Source organism: Priestia sp. VA7, assembly GCF_055710015.1.
The window spans coordinates 160,987-177,546 of the sequence record NZ_JBVQPN010000005.1; the positions used below are offsets into that span (position 1 = coordinate 160,987).

Annotated in this window: 15 protein-coding genes; 3 read left to right on the forward strand and 12 right to left on the reverse strand. The window is 38.5% G+C overall.

The annotated features are described in order from the left end of the window. Positions 1–28: 28 nt before the first annotated feature. Positions 29–565: a flavodoxin family protein gene (locus AC0C45_RS22930; RefSeq protein ID WP_472928870.1), complete on the forward strand. Its 537-nt coding sequence runs from the start codon at positions 29–31 to the stop codon at positions 563–565. Between the two features lie 25 nt (positions 566–590). Here AC0C45_RS22930 and cccB read toward each other — a convergent pair whose 3' ends face one another. The 6 genes from cccB to secA form a co-directional block, all read right to left on the reverse strand. After that, the gene (gene cccB, locus AC0C45_RS22935; RefSeq protein WP_013059743.1) at positions 591–905 is read right to left on the reverse strand and encodes a cytochrome c551; all 315 of its coding nucleotides are present in this window, start codon (positions 903–905) and stop codon (positions 591–593) included. A 124-nt stretch (positions 906–1,029) separates the two neighbouring features. Further along, positions 1,030–1,746: a twin-arginine translocase subunit TatC gene (tatC, locus tag AC0C45_RS22940; protein WP_034648361.1), complete on the reverse strand. Its 717-nt coding sequence runs from the start codon at positions 1,744–1,746 to the stop codon at positions 1,030–1,032. Positions 1,747–1,805: 59 nt separating this feature from the next. Further along, complete coding sequence (locus tag AC0C45_RS22945) at positions 1,806–2,024, reverse strand: twin-arginine translocase TatA/TatE family subunit (RefSeq protein WP_034648359.1); 219 nt, start codon at positions 2,022–2,024, stop codon at positions 1,806–1,808. Between the two features lie 26 nt (positions 2,025–2,050). Beyond that, positions 2,051–3,784: an alkaline phosphatase D family protein gene (locus tag AC0C45_RS22950; protein WP_372588401.1), complete on the reverse strand. Its 1,734-nt coding sequence runs from the start codon at positions 3,782–3,784 to the stop codon at positions 2,051–2,053. Between the two features lie 304 nt (positions 3,785–4,088). After that, positions 4,089–5,187, reverse strand: a protein-coding gene (prfB, locus tag AC0C45_RS22955) for a peptide chain release factor 2 (RefSeq protein WP_115655064.1) whose coding sequence is annotated in 2 segments (ribosomal slippage) — positions 4,089–5,123 and positions 5,125–5,187 — 1,098 coding nt in all. Because the reading frame shifts where the segments join, the coding sequence is not laid out codon by codon here. 99 nt (positions 5,188–5,286) lie between these two features. After that, the gene (gene secA / locus AC0C45_RS22960; RefSeq protein WP_074896299.1) at positions 5,287–7,803 is read right to left on the reverse strand and encodes a preprotein translocase subunit SecA; all 2,517 of its coding nucleotides are present in this window, start codon (positions 7,801–7,803) and stop codon (positions 5,287–5,289) included. A gap of 226 nt (positions 7,804–8,029) precedes the next feature. Between secA and AC0C45_RS22965 the strand changes: the two genes are divergently transcribed. Next, entirely contained in the window at positions 8,030–8,434 is a 405-nt protein-coding gene (locus tag AC0C45_RS22965) for a GNAT family N-acetyltransferase (RefSeq protein WP_074896298.1), read from the forward strand. A 71-nt stretch (positions 8,435–8,505) separates the two neighbouring features. On the opposite strand, the gene hpf is transcribed toward AC0C45_RS22965, so the two are convergent. The 5 genes from hpf to AC0C45_RS22990 all read right to left on the reverse strand — a co-directional run bounded on the left by hpf (position 8,506) and on the right by AC0C45_RS22990 (position 12,691). Then, complete coding sequence (hpf, locus tag AC0C45_RS22970) at positions 8,506–9,057, reverse strand: ribosome hibernation-promoting factor, HPF/YfiA family (RefSeq protein WP_013059750.1); 552 nt, start codon at positions 9,055–9,057, stop codon at positions 8,506–8,508. A gap of 189 nt (positions 9,058–9,246) precedes the next feature. Continuing rightward, on the reverse strand, positions 9,247–9,648 hold the full coding sequence (gene fliT, locus AC0C45_RS22975) for a flagellar protein FliT (RefSeq protein WP_234943174.1): 402 nt from the start codon (positions 9,646–9,648) through the stop codon (positions 9,247–9,249). After that, positions 9,588–9,989, reverse strand: a complete 402-nt coding sequence (fliS, locus tag AC0C45_RS22980; protein ID WP_025752547.1) for a flagellar export chaperone FliS — start codon at positions 9,987–9,989, stop codon at positions 9,588–9,590. The genes fliT and fliS overlap by 61 nt, the downstream gene beginning before the upstream one ends. Before the next feature lie 16 nt (positions 9,990–10,005). Further along, the gene (locus AC0C45_RS22985) at positions 10,006–11,808 is read right to left on the reverse strand and encodes a flagellar hook-associated protein 2 (RefSeq protein WP_047931142.1); all 1,803 of its coding nucleotides are present in this window, start codon (positions 11,806–11,808) and stop codon (positions 10,006–10,008) included. A gap of 202 nt (positions 11,809–12,010) precedes the next feature. Further along, positions 12,011–12,691, reverse strand: a complete 681-nt coding sequence (locus AC0C45_RS22990; RefSeq protein ID WP_171776520.1) for a hypothetical protein — start codon at positions 12,689–12,691, stop codon at positions 12,011–12,013. 331 nt (positions 12,692–13,022) lie between these two features. On the opposite strand from AC0C45_RS22990, the gene AC0C45_RS22995 reads away from it, so the two are divergent. Then, on the forward strand, positions 13,023–14,420 hold the full coding sequence (locus AC0C45_RS22995) for an amino acid permease (RefSeq protein ID WP_034648348.1): 1,398 nt from the start codon (positions 13,023–13,025) through the stop codon (positions 14,418–14,420). A gap of 37 nt (positions 14,421–14,457) precedes the next feature. Here the strand turns inward: AC0C45_RS22995 and AC0C45_RS23000 are convergent, their stop codons facing one another. Then, complete coding sequence (locus AC0C45_RS23000; RefSeq protein ID WP_047931143.1) at positions 14,458–16,170, reverse strand: high affinity choline transporter 1; 1,713 nt, start codon at positions 16,168–16,170, stop codon at positions 14,458–14,460. Between the last annotated feature and the right edge of the window lie 390 nt (positions 16,171–16,560).

Consider the following 16,560-nt stretch of genomic DNA (forward strand, 5'->3'; position numbering starts at 1 on the left):
AATAAGAAAAACGATGAGGAGGGATAACATGATCACCATTTATGGAAGTTCACGAGAAAACGGAAATACGGAGGAATTAGCTAAAGCAGTCTTAAAAGATATCAATACGGAAGAAGTTTACTTGCGCCGGCATACCATTAATCCCATTACTGATATGCGTCACGATGAACTTGGATTTACCAATCAACAAGATGATTATTATGATATAGCGAAAAAGATAGCAGCGCACGACACTATTTTATTTGTTACGCCTCTTTACTGGTACGGTATGAGCGGATTAATGAAGAACTTTGTGGATCGTTGGTCTGAAAGTCTTAGAGATTCGACAATCAACTTTAAAGAACAAATGAAAAATAAGCGCGTGTATGTATTAGTAGTAGGGGGCACAGGTGCATCTGTAAAAGCTCTTCCTCTTATTATGCAATTTCAATACATTGTCGATTTTATTGGCTCTTCCTTTAGCGGATACATCATTGGAGAAGCCAATGCACCTGGAGACATAGCAAAAGATGTCAAAGCTCAAAAGCAAGCCATTGTCTTAAACCAAGAATTAAAGCAGCTTTAACACAAAAATAAGACGGATATCCGTCTTATTTTTTCTTTGCCAGCCAAGCAGCAACTTTCTTTGCATCTTCTTCATTAATTAGTCCCTTTGGCATACCGCCTTGACCATTATTGATAATGTTTTCAATTTCAGCTTCTGAGTGCTTGCTGCCTACATGCTGCAAGCTTGGTCCATTCGCTCCTCCTAAATCTACTCCGTGACAGCCTGTACAGTTTTTCTTCACAATGTCTTCTGCACTCGCTGAAGATTCACCAGCAGATTCATTTTTAGAGCTTCCTCCGCCGCACGCGGACAAAACAAGCGCTAGACCGATTGTTAACGTCAGTAATACTTTTTTCAAGCCTTCTCCCCCTTGCTGTAGAGTTTTCACTCTATTATAACCTACTCCAGAATGTTTAAAACACTCTGTTTACAAGGACTTTGTTTCAATTTCATGAATTCTCTCATCACACTTATGTATACGATTAAGCAATTGATTCGTTTCCTAAACGTTTTTTGTATACTACGCGTGAAATTGTCACACTGAGCTCATATAAAAGCAGAAGCGGGACAATGACTAAAATATCCGAAATAAAATCAGGAGGAGTAATAAGTACGGATATCACAATTAAAGCAAAATAAGAGAGCTTCCTTGCTTTAGCTAATCTTAATGGATTTAGAACCCCTAAGCGCGTTAAGAATAGAACAACTAAAGGCATTTCAAATAAAAATCCAAACGGTAAACACAGATTAAGCATAAAACGGAAATAATGCTCCGCCGTAAACATCAGTGAAAACTGATCATTCGATAAGCCCGTTAAAAATGCTAAAACCATTGGAAATAAAACAAGATAACCGAACCCCAGTCCGCTTACAAACAAAAGAAAAAAGAATGGAATGAAGGTAATCAGAACCTTATATTCTTCCTTTTTTAACCCGGGTGAAACAAACCGAAATACTTGATAAGCAGCTACTGGAAGTGTAAAAGCCAGCGCAAAAACAAATGCAATCACCATATAAATCCATACGATTTCACTTGGTCCAAGTACCGCAAGCTTGCCGTCCAAATCTTTTACTAGCCAGTGATAAATATCTTGCACAAATACAAAACTAACAATAAGTAAAACTACAAATGCACAAAGTGTTTTAATAATACGAACACGCAATTCTTCAAGGTGCTCCATCAAGCTCATTTCTCCCATTGTCTTTCTCTCCTTTCTGACAAGTAGAAATAGACGAGTTTCCTCGTCTATTTCCTTACTTACAATGTGGATTCCTTCCCTTTTTGTTCAGAAACGGTTGCGGTCTGCTTTTCTTTAACACTTTCATCATCTGATACGAGCCCTTTTGCTGCTCCTTTAAATTCAGTTAATGTTCGTCCAAACGCTCGTCCAACTTCCGGCAGCTTAGACGGTCCAAAAATTATTAACGCAATGACTAAAATAATAACCAAACCAGGGATTCCAATATTAGAAAACATACTTGACCTCCTTTTTCTTACTTAGTTTACTGCTGAACTTTTTCTTTCTTTTTCAACTCTTGTTTTTCATGTGCTTTCCCGTGTGCCCGCATACGATCTTCCTCTACTTCCTTAGAAATCTTTAGTCCACGCGGCACGTTATTTACTTCAACTTCCGTCATACCTTTTCCATCTTTTTTATATTGAAAGGAAGCTCGAGTTGAAATTTCTGCACCAGGCTCTGTTACAAAAGGCACAACGCGATAATCGGCTTGCCATATATCAGGAGTTACCGTACACCTTACATATCCTCTATAATCATTAAAAAATGTGAGGTGTGGATTTTGACTTAAAATTTTATCCGTGTCTGCTCGTTTATCTGCTCCGTTCCCTCCGGAAGTGATGGAGGTGCCGATGAACTCTGCACCAATAATTCTTGAATTAAAGTTAGCAAAATCCGCGTATAAGTTAGAAGCCCAGTTAGCGTGTACATCTCCAGTTAGTACAATGACGTTGTCCAACTTTTTCTTTTCAATAAAATCAATGACGCGCTGACGATTCGCCGTATACCCATCCCATGCATCCATGCTGTATGTAGGCTTAGCAGCCGTTCCAAATTTTCTTGGCGCAAAGAAAATTTGTTGAGCCAGTACGTTCCAATGACACGCTGACTTTTCAAGATTAGTAAACAGCCATTTTTCTTGTTCATTCCCCAATAGCGTACGTTTGGGATCAAGAGATTCTGGCGTTTGCGGCTTTGTTCCGTCTCCGTTTGCTTGATCGTCTCTGTATTGACGCGTATCCAACACTTGAAAAGAAGCTAATTTCCCATATGAAAAGTCACGATATAATCTCATATCCGCTCCGTGAGGCAAGGATGTTTGACGCAAAGGCATATGTTCGTAATAAGCTTGATAAGCTGCCGCACGGCGTTGAATAAATGCTTCTACTGATTGGCCTTTTTCAGGAATTACATTTGCATAATTGTTTTCTACTTCATGGTCATCCCACGTCACAATCCATGGAAAAACAGCGTGAGCAGACTTCAAATTGGCATCTGCCCTGTACTGAGCATGCCTGTTTCGATAATCTTGCAGCGTTTGAATTTCTGCGCTGCTGTGAGTACGAACGTTTCCGCTTGCAGCCACGTACTCGTTTGGTCCATATTCATAGATGTAATCGCCCAAATGAACGACAAAATCTAATTGTTCTTTAACCATATGCTCATAGGCTGTAAAGTACCCATGTTCATATTGCTGACACGAAGCAAATGCAAACGTCATACTGGCTACTTCTTCATTTGCTGAAGGAAGTGTTTTTGTTTTTCCAACCGGGCTTAACTCATGGCCGCTTTTAAATCGATAATAATAAATATGACTCGGCTTCAATCCTTTTACATCAACGTGAACCGAATGAGCAAGTTCAGGTCTAGCCACTTCTGTTCCTCGTTTGACAATTCGATGAAAGTCTTCATCTTCACTAAGCTCCCATTTTACTGGAATAGGTTGATTAGGCATTCCCCCGCCATTCAATGGGTCTGGTGCTAATCTTGTCCAAAGAACAATGCTATCTGCTAAAGGGTCTCCTGATGCGACGCCTAGAGTGAACGGATAACTTGAAAATTTAGGCGCTGCAGCTGAAACTTCTACTGCATTTAAACCAACAGACTGAGCAATTGTTAAGCCAAGTGATACTCCCGCTACTTTTCCAGCTCCTTGTAAAAAACGCCGTCTATCAAACCCTTTACTCGAAGAAAAGCTATTCTGTTTCACTTGCTCTATTAATTCGTTTAACGATTTATTTTCCACTGCACATGCCCCTTCCTCATGATTTAACTCAAATTATAAATACTGTTTGTAAAAGGAATATAAAGGATTGTAAAGAAGCACTTACTGCAAAACAGGTATTTTTAACCATTTTATTTCATTGACAAAATAATTGAACTGACGACAGCAACCTTTAAATTTCTTCATTTTCTTAATTTTCTTTTTAACAATAGTTCTTTACGCTCGTTTTTCTTCATCCAAATTTTACAAAGTCCAACAACTAAAAAAAGGCAGCATACCTAAGTATGCTGCCTCTTAATTAAATATGAGAACGTAAATACGCATCGATAAACGGATCTAGATCTCCATCCATTACGCTTTGCGTGTTTCCGACTTCCGTATTTGTGCGGTGATCTTTTACTAATGAATACGGATGGAATACGTACGAACGAATTTGACTTCCCCATCCAATATCTTTTTGTTCTCCGCGAATTTCAGCTAGCTGTTCTTGCTGCTTTTCAATTTCTAATTGATACAGCTTAGATTTTAACATTTTCATTGCTTGCTCACGGTTTTTAATTTGTGAACGTTCCGTCTGACAAGATACGACTACATTAGTTGGGAGGTGAGTAATACGAACAGCTGAATCTGTTGTATTGATATGCTGACCTCCGGCACCGCTTGCACGATACGTATCAACCTTCAAATCTTCCGTACGAATATCAATTGAAATTTCATCATTAAATTCCGGCATTATGTCGCACGATACGAATGATGTATGACGACGGCCTGATGAATCGAACGGAGAAATACGAACGAGACGATGGACGCCTTTTTCAGCTTTTAAATACCCATACGCATTATGACCTTTAATTAAAAGCGTTACACTTTTAATACCAGCTTCATCTCCAGGTAAGTAATCAAGCGTTTCTACTTTGAAACCTTTTTTCTCCGCCCAGCGCGTATACATACGTAGTAACATTGAACCCCAATCCTGTGATTCTGTTCCACCAGCACCTGGGTGCAGTTCTAAAATGGCATTATTTTTATCATACGGCTCGCTTAAAAGCAGCTGTAATTCAAAGTCATTCATGCCTGATATAAGCTCTTTTAATTCACTAACTAGTTCTTCTGCTAAATCTTCATCGTATTCTTCTTTTACAAGTTCATAAGACACTTGTAAATTTTCATATGTTTCATCCAAGTGGTTAAATTGATTTACTGCATCTTTCAAACCATTGGCTTCATTAATAACAGTCTGAGCTGCCTGCTGGTCATTCCAAAAATTTGGATCAGCCATAGTCTCATCTAATTCATCGATACGAGCTTGTTTTGTATCGAGGTCAAAGAGACCCCCTAAAGTCCGCTAATCGCTTAGCTGTTTTGTCAAGTTCTTGCTTAATTTCTACTAAATCCATGAGTTGAACACCTCTATTTTATTTTTGACGCACAGGAAGGAAATGAGAAGACTCATTTCCTTCCTGTACTAATTCATTCTATACTAATTGACTCTTACTTTATGATTCTTTACCGCAGCAGTTTTTATACTTTTTGCCACTTCCGCAGATACAAGGATCATTTCGGCCAACTTCTATTGCATTTACTTTTGGCTTCTTCTTAGCCGGCGCGTCTCCTTCTTTTGGATGAACAGCCGCCTGACCTTGCGCTACCTCTTGACGCTCAAGGTTGTTGTTAATTTCTGCTTTCATGATATACTTCGTCACTTCTTCTTCAATGGTTGCAATCATATTTTCAAACATCGCAAAACCTTCCATTTGGTATTCGCGAAGAGGATCTGTTTGGCCGTACGCACGAAGGTGGATACCTTGGCGAAGCTGATCCATCGTATCGATATGATCCATCCATTTAGAATCAACAGCTCTAAGAACAACAACTTTTTCAAATTCACGCATTTGTTCTTCAGGGAGCTGCTCTTCTTTTTCATTATAACGAGCTTTTGCATGATCTACCAGCAGTTCTACCATTTCTTCAGGCTCTTTACGGCGAAGATCTTCTTCTGTGACTTCACCTTCCTCAAGAACATTAGCATTTACGTAATCAATAATCGCTTGTAAATTCCATTCTTCTTCTAATTCTTCACGCGGTGTGTTTACTTCAACCACACGCTGTAGAGTTGATTCAATCATACGTTCTACAATCGCACGCAGGTTGTCTGAATCAAGTACTTCAAAGCGCTGTTTGTAAATAACTTCACGCTGTTGACGAAGCACGTCATCATATTGAAGCAATTGTTTACGCGCATCGAAGTTATTACCTTCAACGCGTTTTTGAGCCGATTCAACAGCTCTTGTTACAATTTTACTTTGAATTGGCTGTGAGTCATCCATACCAAGACGATCCATCATTGCCATCATATTATCTGAACCAAATCGGCGCATTAATTCATCTTCCATGGATAGATAGAATTGAGATACCCCTGGATCCCCTTGACGTCCAGCACGTCCGCGAAGCTGATTATCAATACGGCGTGATTCATGACGCTCTGTACCAATTACAGCAAGACCTCCAGCTTCAACGACACCTTCACCTAGTTTGATATCTGTACCACGACCGGCCATATTTGTTGCGATTGTTACCGCACCTTTGTGACCCGCATTTTCGATAATATCCGCTTCACGCTCATGCTGTTTTGCATTTAAAACGTGATGAGGAATGCCTTTTTTCTTTAATAAAGCTGATAAAATTTCAGATGTTTCAATCGCAACTGTACCAACAAGAACAGGCTGTCCTTTTGCGTGGCGCTCAGCAATATCTTCTACTACCGCATTAAACTTGCCTTCCATTGACTTATAAATTAAATCTGCTTTATCATCACGTGAAATTGGCTTGTTTGTCGGAATAACAACAACGTGCATATTGTAAATATTACGGAATTCTTCTTCTTCCGTTTTAGCTGTACCCGTCATACCTGATAATTTTTCATACATACGGAAGTAGTTTTGGAATGTGATCGTAGCTAACGTCATGCTTTCATTTTGAATCTCAACATTCTCTTTAGCTTCGATAGCTTGATGCAAGCCGTCGCTAAAACGTCTTCCTTTCATTAAACGACCAGTAAATTGGTCAACGATTACGACCTGATCTTCATCAATTACGTAATCCACATCATTTTGCATCGTTACATGTGCTTTAAGCGCTTGGTTGATGTGATGGTTTAGCGCTACGTGTGAAATATCAAATAAGTTTTCAATGCCAAATGCGCGCTCTGCTTTTGACATACCTTCTTCGGTTAGCTGAACGCTTTTTGTTTTGATATCAAAAGTAAAATCGGTTTCTTTATCAAGCGTGCGAACGAATGCATTAGCTTGAATATAAAGAGCAGTCGATTTCTGCGCGCTGCCGGATATAATAAGCGGCGTACGTGCTTCATCAATTAAGATAGAGTCAACTTCATCGATTACGGCAAAATGAAGCGGACGTTGAACCATTTGTTCTTTGTAAAGCACCATGTTATCACGTAAATAGTCAAATCCGAGTTCATTATTTGTACTATACGTAATATCCGCTGCATATGCTTCTTGCTTTTCTTCACGCGTTAAATGGTTTAAATTTAAACCTACTTTCAAGCCTAGGAATTCATATAAACGACCCATTTCACTAGCATCACGGCTCGCTAAGTATTCATTGACTGTTACTACATGTACACCTTTTCCTGTAATGGCGTTTAAGTATACAGGCATAGTAGCTGTCAACGTTTTACCTTCACCCGTTTTCATTTCCGAGATATTCCCTTCATGCAGAGAAATACCCCCCATTAGCTGAACTTTGTACGGATACATGCCTAACACACGTTTCGCTGCTTCACGTACAACCGCAAAAGCTTCATCTAATAGGTTATCGAGCGATTCGCCATTTTGGTAGCGTTGTTGAAATTCAGCCGTTTTTTCACGAAGCTGATCGTCTGTTAAAGACGCTATTTCAGGACCTAACGCATCAATTTGGTCCGCCATTTTTTCTAAACGGCCGATTTGGCGCTGATTGCCGTCAAACACTTTTTTAAATAATCCAAGCATATTAAAACGCTCCTCTATTTATAATCAGTACATTTTATACTATTTTCATTCATATCTGTATCTTTCATTATAAAACATTCTGAGTAAAATTGTAACATTGCAGCTAAACAAGTAGCAACTTGTACCCTTTTTCGTCTGTCTCTTTACTAGTACTACTCTATTAACGAGTTATTTTCTATTGTGATTTCCCCTGCCTCACTCTTACAATAAAAAAGGGGAATGTAGAATGAATGTTCAATCGATTACAAAAGAACAAGCTTGGGAAGTCCGCCATACCGTCATGTGGCCTGATAAAGATTTCAGTTATATTCAGCTGAAAGATGATCTATTAGGCATTCACTATGGACTGTTTGAAGAAGGAGAGTTAAAATCAGTTGTTTCCTTATTTATAACAGGTAATGAAGCTCAATTTCGAAAATTTGCTACTTTCAAAGAAGAACAAGGAAAAGGATATGGCAGTCGTCTACTAGAGGAGGTTTTTCTCAAAGCTAAGAACCTTGGGGTACGAAAGATCTGGTGTAACGCACGAGAAAATAAAGTCTCTTTTTATAAGACATTCAACATGAAAGAAACCACGCGTGTATTCACCAAATCTTCTACGCGCTATGTAGTAATGGAACTATTTTTTTAAGCAGCTAAAAAGCAGCGTGCGGAGGCACGCTGCTTTTACTTTACTGCTCTTGTTTAAGAGAGCCTATAATCTTAGTTTGGTTCAATCAATCCATATCGTCCATCTTTTCTTCGATATACCACGTTTGTAATGTTGGTCTCAGCGTTTGTAAATACAAAGAAACTATGTCCTAACATATTCATTTGCAAAATAGCCTCTTCACTATCCATTGGCTTTAAGTTAAATCGTTTTGTACGAACTAGCTCTAATTCATCTTCTTCAGTTGCAACTGCTACGTTCGCTTCGCTTTCTAATGCTGCGAACAGATACTTCTCAGCGCCTTTTTCACGCATTTTTCGATTTACTTTTGTTTTATGTTTACGAATTTGACGCTCTAATTTATCTAGGACAAGATCGACAGCTGCGTATAAATCACTGTGTGTCTCTTCAGCTCTCAATACGAGATCATTCATTGGGATTGTGACTTCTATTTTTTGATCGTTATTGTAGACTTTTAAGTTTACATTTACGTCAGCAGTTGGTGTTTCGTCGAAATAACGCTCTAACTTACCAAGCTTTTTCTCTACGTATTCCCTAATTGCTGGAGTCACCTCAATGTTTTCACCGCGAATGTTATACATCATGTTCGAACTCCTCCTTTAATCCATTGCTATACCTCTACAATTCTACAATACCCGACACAATCCCTTCCTAAACTATTAAAATTTTTTGAAAATTTAGTTAAAATTTATGGAACCTGAGAAAAGTTTATGAAAAAACCAAAAAAATAGACCTTCTTCATAAGAAGAAGGGTTGTATTTTTTTACGCAGGATTAATTTTTTTTATCGTAAAACATTCCATCAAACGTTTTTGTTTCGTAAGGGTTTACATATCTGTTGCTATGCTTTTTTTTCGCTTTTAGCAAACGAAGATCTACCATAATTTGATGCCGAATTAAGATGAGCTTTTGATCAATTTCCTTATTCATTTCGACAATTTTCTTACCAATCGATTCATTATCCCTACTTTTTGGCGGCAGTTTCTCTATGAGGTCACGTCTTTTTAATAGAAGATACTCTAACTTTTGAATGCCTTCTTCTCGATTTTTGTCAGAAAATGTTTGAATAAGCCGATAAATCTCATCAGTTAGCTGATATAGGTCGTTAATCATATTTATGCTTGACCGCCGCTTCCATGGACTTGCTGGCGGTGAAGCTGCACGACTTGCTTCCATGTATCGCGGAATTCTGTTACATATTGTTCCGCTTCATCCAAGCTTGCTGTGTCATTTTTTGTATTTGCTTCAATTAAACACTGGTTAATATAGTCATACATAGCCATCATAGACTTAGCAACTTGCACGTTTGTATCAAGGGTAATCATTAATTCTTGAATAATATTTTGTGCTTTTAACAGATTCGTATTTTTCAGCTCAATATTTTTTTCCTGTATGCCTGTTCGTGCAAGTTTGATAAATTTTAAACACCCGTTATACAGCATAAGCGTTAACTCTCCTGGAGAAGCAGTCTGAACAGCTCCTTGCTGATACGCTTGATATGGATTATTTGCTGCCATAAACGTTCACTCCTTCTTAACTAAAATATTGCGATAACTGCGCGCTTTGAGCATTTGCATTTTGAATAGCTTTTTCCATTGCTGTAAACTGACGATAATACCGGTCCTCTACTTGTGTGAGCCTGCTTTCAAAACTAGTGATTTGGCTATTTACGCTTTTTAAATTCCGCCCAAGTAAAAATTGTTCACTTGTCCATGTTGAACGGCCAGCGCGCTGCTCAACTTTGGATACGGTTTGAGTAATCGTATCTCGTAAACGTCGTACAATCCCTTTTTCACTTGTTGTACTTCCACTTTTCATAAATAAATCCATCACAGACTGAGGATCTTTTTCAATTGCTTCTTTTAATTTAGTTCCGTCGCCTTCTATGACTAGCTTGCCTCGATCGGTATAGTTTGCGCTAGTTGAAATGCCAATGTCGGTTAGCTGCGAAAATCCTCCGCTCATTCCTGATACAGAGGCATACCAGTTAGAACGCATTTGGTTTAGCCCGCTTGATAAAATTGAGTCTCCTTTTAACAAACCGCTTTTCGCCTTTTCATCCCACTGCTCAGCTTGTTTATCGGTTAGTTTTTCTCTTTCTTCATCAGTCAAAGGCTGATAGTTCCGGTCTCTTTCTTCCGTAATCTTCCCATTAATTTTCTCAATCAGTTCATTGTATTTGGTCACGAAATCTTTAATTGTATCAAATACTTTTTGCGTATCATTACTTACGTTAACGCGCACATCTCCTGTGAAATTGTTTTGAAGAGTATAGGTAACTCCTCCCGTTGTAAATGTATTGGACTTACGAGTTGTTTCTAGACCGTTTAGCGTGAATTTTGCGTCTGTTCCTTTGGCATCACCGGCGAGCTGTAAAAAGCCCGTCAAAAATCCTCCTGAAAAAACCATGTTTGAACCATCCGCACTATCAGCAGAAGATAAATTTCCTGTATCTTTACGAGTCATGACAACTTTATTTGTTCCTTCATCGAAAAAGGCTGAAATGCCTACTTTTGAATTGCTGATTTGTGTGAGAAGGGTGTTTAATGAGGTGGAACCGTCAAATTCAAATGGCGTACTTCCCCCATCTTGAATATTTCCTGTTGCTTTGCCTGTACTATCATAAGTTGTCACAGAAAAGTTCAGCACATTTTGCTGATACGAGAACGCTTCAATTGTACTGCCGCTTGTTAATGTTGTACCAAACGTCATTTCACCTGTGTCTTCGTTAATGAATACTTCATTAGAATTTATAATTCCCGCCGCTGTTCCTATTCTTACGGTATAGGCTTTACTTGTACCATCCGTGGTAACAGATATAGAGTTTAAAGTGCCTGTGTTCTGATTTACAGCAGAAACAGCACCTTTAGCTAATTTCACTGTACTAGTATCCGCACTTAATGTTATGGCAGCTTGTTCCACTGTTTTCTCAGTCCACACACTTGAATCCATCGACCCGCGTTGAGACCACAAGCTTTTCGTCGGATCCATACTAGAATCAATACTAGTGCTAATACTCTGAGCAGCAGTCGCCATTGTCACGTTTGAAAGAGTATAAGAGGCATTTGCTGCTGAGGAAGTAGCTGCTGCTTTTACTTTCGTTTCATCCGATGAAGATACCGTTTTGGATGAATAAGAAGACTGCAAGGTCATATTAAAAGCGAGATTATTAAATTCTGATAACAGCAAGTTCATAGAGCGATAATCATCTCGCTGCCACTCTAACGTTTGCTTTTGTTTTTTCATTTTATCAATAGGCATACGTTCAGCCTTCATTAAATCACTGACGATTTGATCAATATCCATTCCACTTGCTAGCCCACTTACTCTTACCACTTACCATCACCACCGTTTTTTTATTCATCTATCCATCAACTGTTAGCCATGAAATATGAGCGTATTTTTTCGAATCTTCTTATTCGTTCATAGGTTCAACACTTCTCTATTTTGTATCGGTAAAACAAACATTTTTTTCATAGGTCAAATGGTGCAAGATAGAAAAAGCTCACTTATTTTTCTACAATAAGTGAGCTTTTTATTATTGGCCAAGCAAGTTCAGTTTCTGGGATAAATTTCTTTGAATATCCTTAGGAATAAGGTATGGTGCTAGATTTATAATATCTCGTAACGAATCAATGGTTACAGAGGCAGATAAATTTATATATTCATCCGTTGTATCTGCTTGCTCAAAAGAAATGGAATCTGGCAAATTATTGAGCAGAGTAATTTCATTCATTTCTTTATCGACCGTGATATCAGAAGCCTTATCAATATTTAAGCGATCCCATACAAGAGACATCGGAATCGGCATTCTTCCTAAATGCACGCTATTCACCTTTAAAACAAGCTTTCCATTTTCGGCATTTGGTGTTACGTCAACTATAAACTGTGATTCCATAAAAGATACTACATGTTTATTAATATAAAATTTTATATGTTTTGGAAGCAACACAGCTTCTGCTCCGTCAACCGTTTCATCATTTTCGTAAAGGTAGCTGCGCAAATAATCATTAACATCGCTCTCGCTTAATCGGTATCCTAAAATAGGAGAGCCTCCGTTCAGTTCTAGCGACGTCGCATGAGCGGACTTTTCTTGTGCCAGTGAAGATAATGAAGCAGTCTGATCAAGTTTTTCAATATTTCTGACTGGACTAACGAAAAAGTACAACCCAACTAAAAGGATAATAAATAGAAAAATAACAGCTATAAATTTTCTCAAACACATGCACCCTCTCAAACATTCTTCTTGGAATATAATACCGATTTCTCTTTTATCATACAAGATAAATAAGATGTATGTCGAAAACTTGTATAAAATGTACGTATATACCAGACGTCCCAAACGGTGAATAAGTCTACGATGAATAAATCGAGTCTTTTTAGACTTGAAAAACGACAATTTTAGTAACTTAAAGTCGATTTTTATAGGAATTTGATAATTGGCACACTTCTTGCTTATTATAAAGGTAAGGGGAGGAATTTCTATTTATATTTTCAGAATTTACTTTATTTTCTAATAGTCTTTCGATAATTTTAAAGGAGTGAATACGATGGGAAACAAAACAGAATCACACGGAAAGTTAAAGCAACGTCACGTTTCCATGATTTCCATTGCAGGTATTATCGGAGCCGGCTTATTTGTAGGAAGCGGATCCGTTATTAATGCAACAGGCCCAGCAGCAGTAGTTTCATATGCAGCAGCCGGACTGCTAGTCGTTCTATTGATGCGTATGCTCGGTGAAATGGCTATGGTAAACCCAGATAAAGGCTCATTCGCAACATATGCTCAGCAAGGAATTGGCGCATGGGCAGGTTATGCTGTCGGATGGCTTTACTGGTTTTTCTGGCTAATTGTAATTGCGATTGAAGCCACTGCAGGAGGAGCAATTGTTCATGAATGGCTCCCTTCCGTACCAATTTGGCTTTTAAGCTTAATCTTAACCTTTGCATTAACTTTAACAAACTTGTTCTCTGTCAAATCATTTGGAGAATTTGAATATTGGTTTGCTATGATTAAAATTGTGGCAATCGTTGCTTTTATGGGAATCGGTTTAGCTATCATTTTCGGATTAATCCCAGGTACATCTTCACCTGGTCTAGCTAATTTAACGGGCCACGGAGGCTTTATGCCAAAAGGTACGAACTCTATCTTTTTGGGAGTTATCACCGTTATTTTCTCTTATTTCGGGGCTGAAATTGCGGCTATTGCAGCTAGTGAATCAGAAAACCCAGCAAAAGCTATCACAACTGCTATTCGCAGTGTCGTATGGCGAATTTTAATTTTCTATATTGGTTCAGTTGCTATTTTAGTAACTCTTTTACCTTGGAACTCAGCTGATTTACTAAAAAGTCCATATGTAACAATGTTAGAAATGGTCAATATTCCAGCAGCTGCACAAATTATGAATTTAGTCGTATTAGTATCCGTTTTGTCTTGCTTAAACTCTGCTTTGTATACGAACTCACGAATGATTTTATCATTAGCTCAAAAGGGACAAGCTCCTCGCGCTTTAGCAAAAGTTAGCAAATCAGGCGTGCCGGCAAGAGCCGTATGGATTAGCACAGCTGCCGCATATGTATGTGCTATCTTTAGCTTCGTTTCGCCGGATAAACTCTTTTTATTCTTAGTTAATGCATCAGGGGCCATTGCTCTTATTGTGTACTTAGCTATCGCTATTTCTCATTTACGCCTGCGTAAGAAAATGATTCAAACCAACCAGCCAATTAAAGGAATGAAAATGTGGTTGTTCCCGTATTTAACATACGTAACAATTGCTGTTATTACCGTGATCTTCTTATCGATGGCATTTATTGATTCGATGCGCTCACAGTTTTTCTTAACTCTTGGATTAACCGCTGTGGTTCTTCTTTCATACTCGTTCATCAAAAAAACAAACAACAAGCGACCTGACGATCAATTTTCCGAGTCAGAAAATATTGCAAAATAAAAAAGCCGCAGATGCGGCTTTTTTATTTTGCTTTTGATTATTTCTCAACCGATAGGTCACGATGAAGATTTCGAAGCGGCTGAGGAGGGCAAATACGTCGCGTCGCGTAAGAAACGATAAAAATAGTTAACAACCCGCCTACCATCGCAAATGTGCGAAACGGAAACATGACCACTCCGTCTTCAATCATCGGATACGGAAGCAGCGCTTTTAAATGAAGCAGCGGTTCTCCTCCACCTATTCGAAGAACAAGAGACACAATAAACCCAGCCAAAGATCCGTACCAGTTAGCTCCTTTAAAGAATAAAGCACAAACCAACTGCGGAAAAAGTATACAATACACGAGGTCCCCTGATAAATACCATAAAGAGTAGACACTCTCAGAGTTCAAAGCAATTAGAGTTGCTCCCGTTCCAATGATAATGATAGAACGTTTAATAACTTTATCTAACTGCGCCTGTGTCGCATTTGGTTTTACAATCGGACGATACACGTTCCAGGCTGCCATCCCCGACGCTGAAAGCAACGAAGCCGCTACTGCAGCCATAACGGCAGCAGCTAGTCCTCCAAGTGCAATCGCTCCTACTAAATCGGGCGTTAGGTATTTAAATACATACGTTAGAATCATGGACGCACTCTCAGGGCTTGACGCTCCAAATGAAGACCAGTCTGCACTATAACCTATCATTCCTATTAAAGTTGGAGGCAAGGCCGCTAACGCGCAAAAGATGCCGGCTGTAATAGATAGCCACATTGCTGCTTTTTCGTTTTTAGCAGATAACACGCGCTGAAAATAAATCTGCCATGGAATACCACCAAAAATAAGTAAAAATGTGCTATCCCACCATTGCCAATATGTATTTCCCCATTTCGGATCTTCCCAGCCTTTTATTGGAGGAAATAAACGAAGAGAACCAGTCATGCCTTCTGAATAAGTAGAAAAAACGGCTCCCACTCCTCCCGTATTCGAAAATGCAAAGGGAAGCACCAGAAATAGTCCTAAAAACATAATAGAAAGCTGTAAGATATCGGTATGTGCTACTGCCCACAAGCCGCCAATCACGGTGTATGCAATGGCAATAAGTGCGGAAAGAATGATGGAAATTGAAAAACTGAGGCCTAAAATCACACCGAATGTTGTTCCTAAAGCAGTTAAGATAGCTGCGCTCCAAAACAGCTCTCCCAGTATAGCTGGAAAATAAAGAACCGTAGCCATTTTCTTACCGAAACGAGATTCTAGAGGATCGAGCATTGTCATAAACTCAAACCTTCTCATCTTTCTAGCAAAAAAGATACCGCCTAAAATCAAGCTGATTGAATAACACCATGGCGCTTGAGTCCATGTCAGCCCTGAGGAATAAACGGTTTCGGCCGTTCCAGCAATATACCCTCCACCTACCCAAGTGGCGGTCATTGTGAACATTGAAATCCATAGCGGCATAGATCTTCCTGCAACAAGCATATCATCTGATTTTCCTTTTTTACTTGCAGCGGCTCGAGCACCAATAAAATAAATAACACCATACATAATGAACATTAAAATGAGGCCTGGCCAATAGAGATCTGGATTATAGAGAGAATAGATAAATGCGACAACCATAAAGATGGAAAATCCTATAATAGTTGTCCATAAGGGGGTTAGTAGACGGTTGTTCCTGTTTGATTTCCCTGAAAAGTCAGAAGTCTCATTCGACTTTTCAGGCCTGGCTTGTTGTGTGTCTGAACGAAATGGCTTTTTAGCATTTTGCATCGTCTCACATCCTTTAAATTGATAAAGAAATCTAAAGACATAATTGTCCTCTATTCCTTTTTCCTACCAGCATACAATTAAACCTAAAAATCGATTTTTTAGAATAAAATATAAATAGTTGGATTATAAATACCAATGCGAAGGGGAGAAATTATGTTTATATAATTATATTAAAATAATTTAAATTGACTTTTTTTATTATTTTGCTAAGAATTCATAATTATTTTCATCTTCCATCTAAACTCCTTTCTTAATTTCCACATTCAAAATCCTTTGTTTCTCAAGGTTTGTATGCAAGCAGATATAGTACTATGGTTAATATATCTGAATGTTTAAGATATTGTCAAAAAAGTTTGAGTGTTTTCATATAAAAAAAGAATAATATTCTCA

Coding starts and splice junctions, on each gene's coding strand:
- AC0C45_RS22930 (WP_472928870.1), top strand. CDS start 29: ATGATCACCATTTATGGAAGTTCACGAGAAAACGGAAATACGGAGGAA.
- tatC (WP_034648361.1), bottom strand. CDS start 1,746: ATGGGAGAAATGAGCTTGATGGAGCACCTTGAAGAATTGCGTGTTCGT.
- AC0C45_RS22945 (WP_034648359.1), bottom strand. CDS start 2,024: ATGTTTTCTAATATTGGAATCCCTGGTTTGGTTATTATTTTAGTCATT.
- secA (WP_074896299.1), bottom strand. CDS start 7,803: ATGCTTGGATTATTTAAAAAAGTGTTTGACGGCAATCAGCGCCAAATC.
- AC0C45_RS22965 (WP_074896298.1), top strand. CDS start 8,030: ATGAATGTTCAATCGATTACAAAAGAACAAGCTTGGGAAGTCCGCCAT.
- hpf (WP_013059750.1), bottom strand. CDS start 9,057: ATGATGTATAACATTCGCGGTGAAAACATTGAGGTGACTCCAGCAATT.
- fliT (WP_234943174.1), bottom strand. CDS start 9,648: ATGGAAGCAAGTCGTGCAGCTTCACCGCCAGCAAGTCCATGGAAGCGG.
- fliS (WP_025752547.1), bottom strand. CDS start 9,989: ATGGCAGCAAATAATCCATATCAAGCGTATCAGCAAGGAGCTGTTCAG.
- AC0C45_RS22995 (WP_034648348.1), top strand. CDS start 13,023: ATGGGAAACAAAACAGAATCACACGGAAAGTTAAAGCAACGTCACGTT.
- AC0C45_RS23000 (WP_047931143.1), bottom strand. CDS start 16,170: ATGCAAAATGCTAAAAAGCCATTTCGTTCAGACACACAACAAGCCAGG.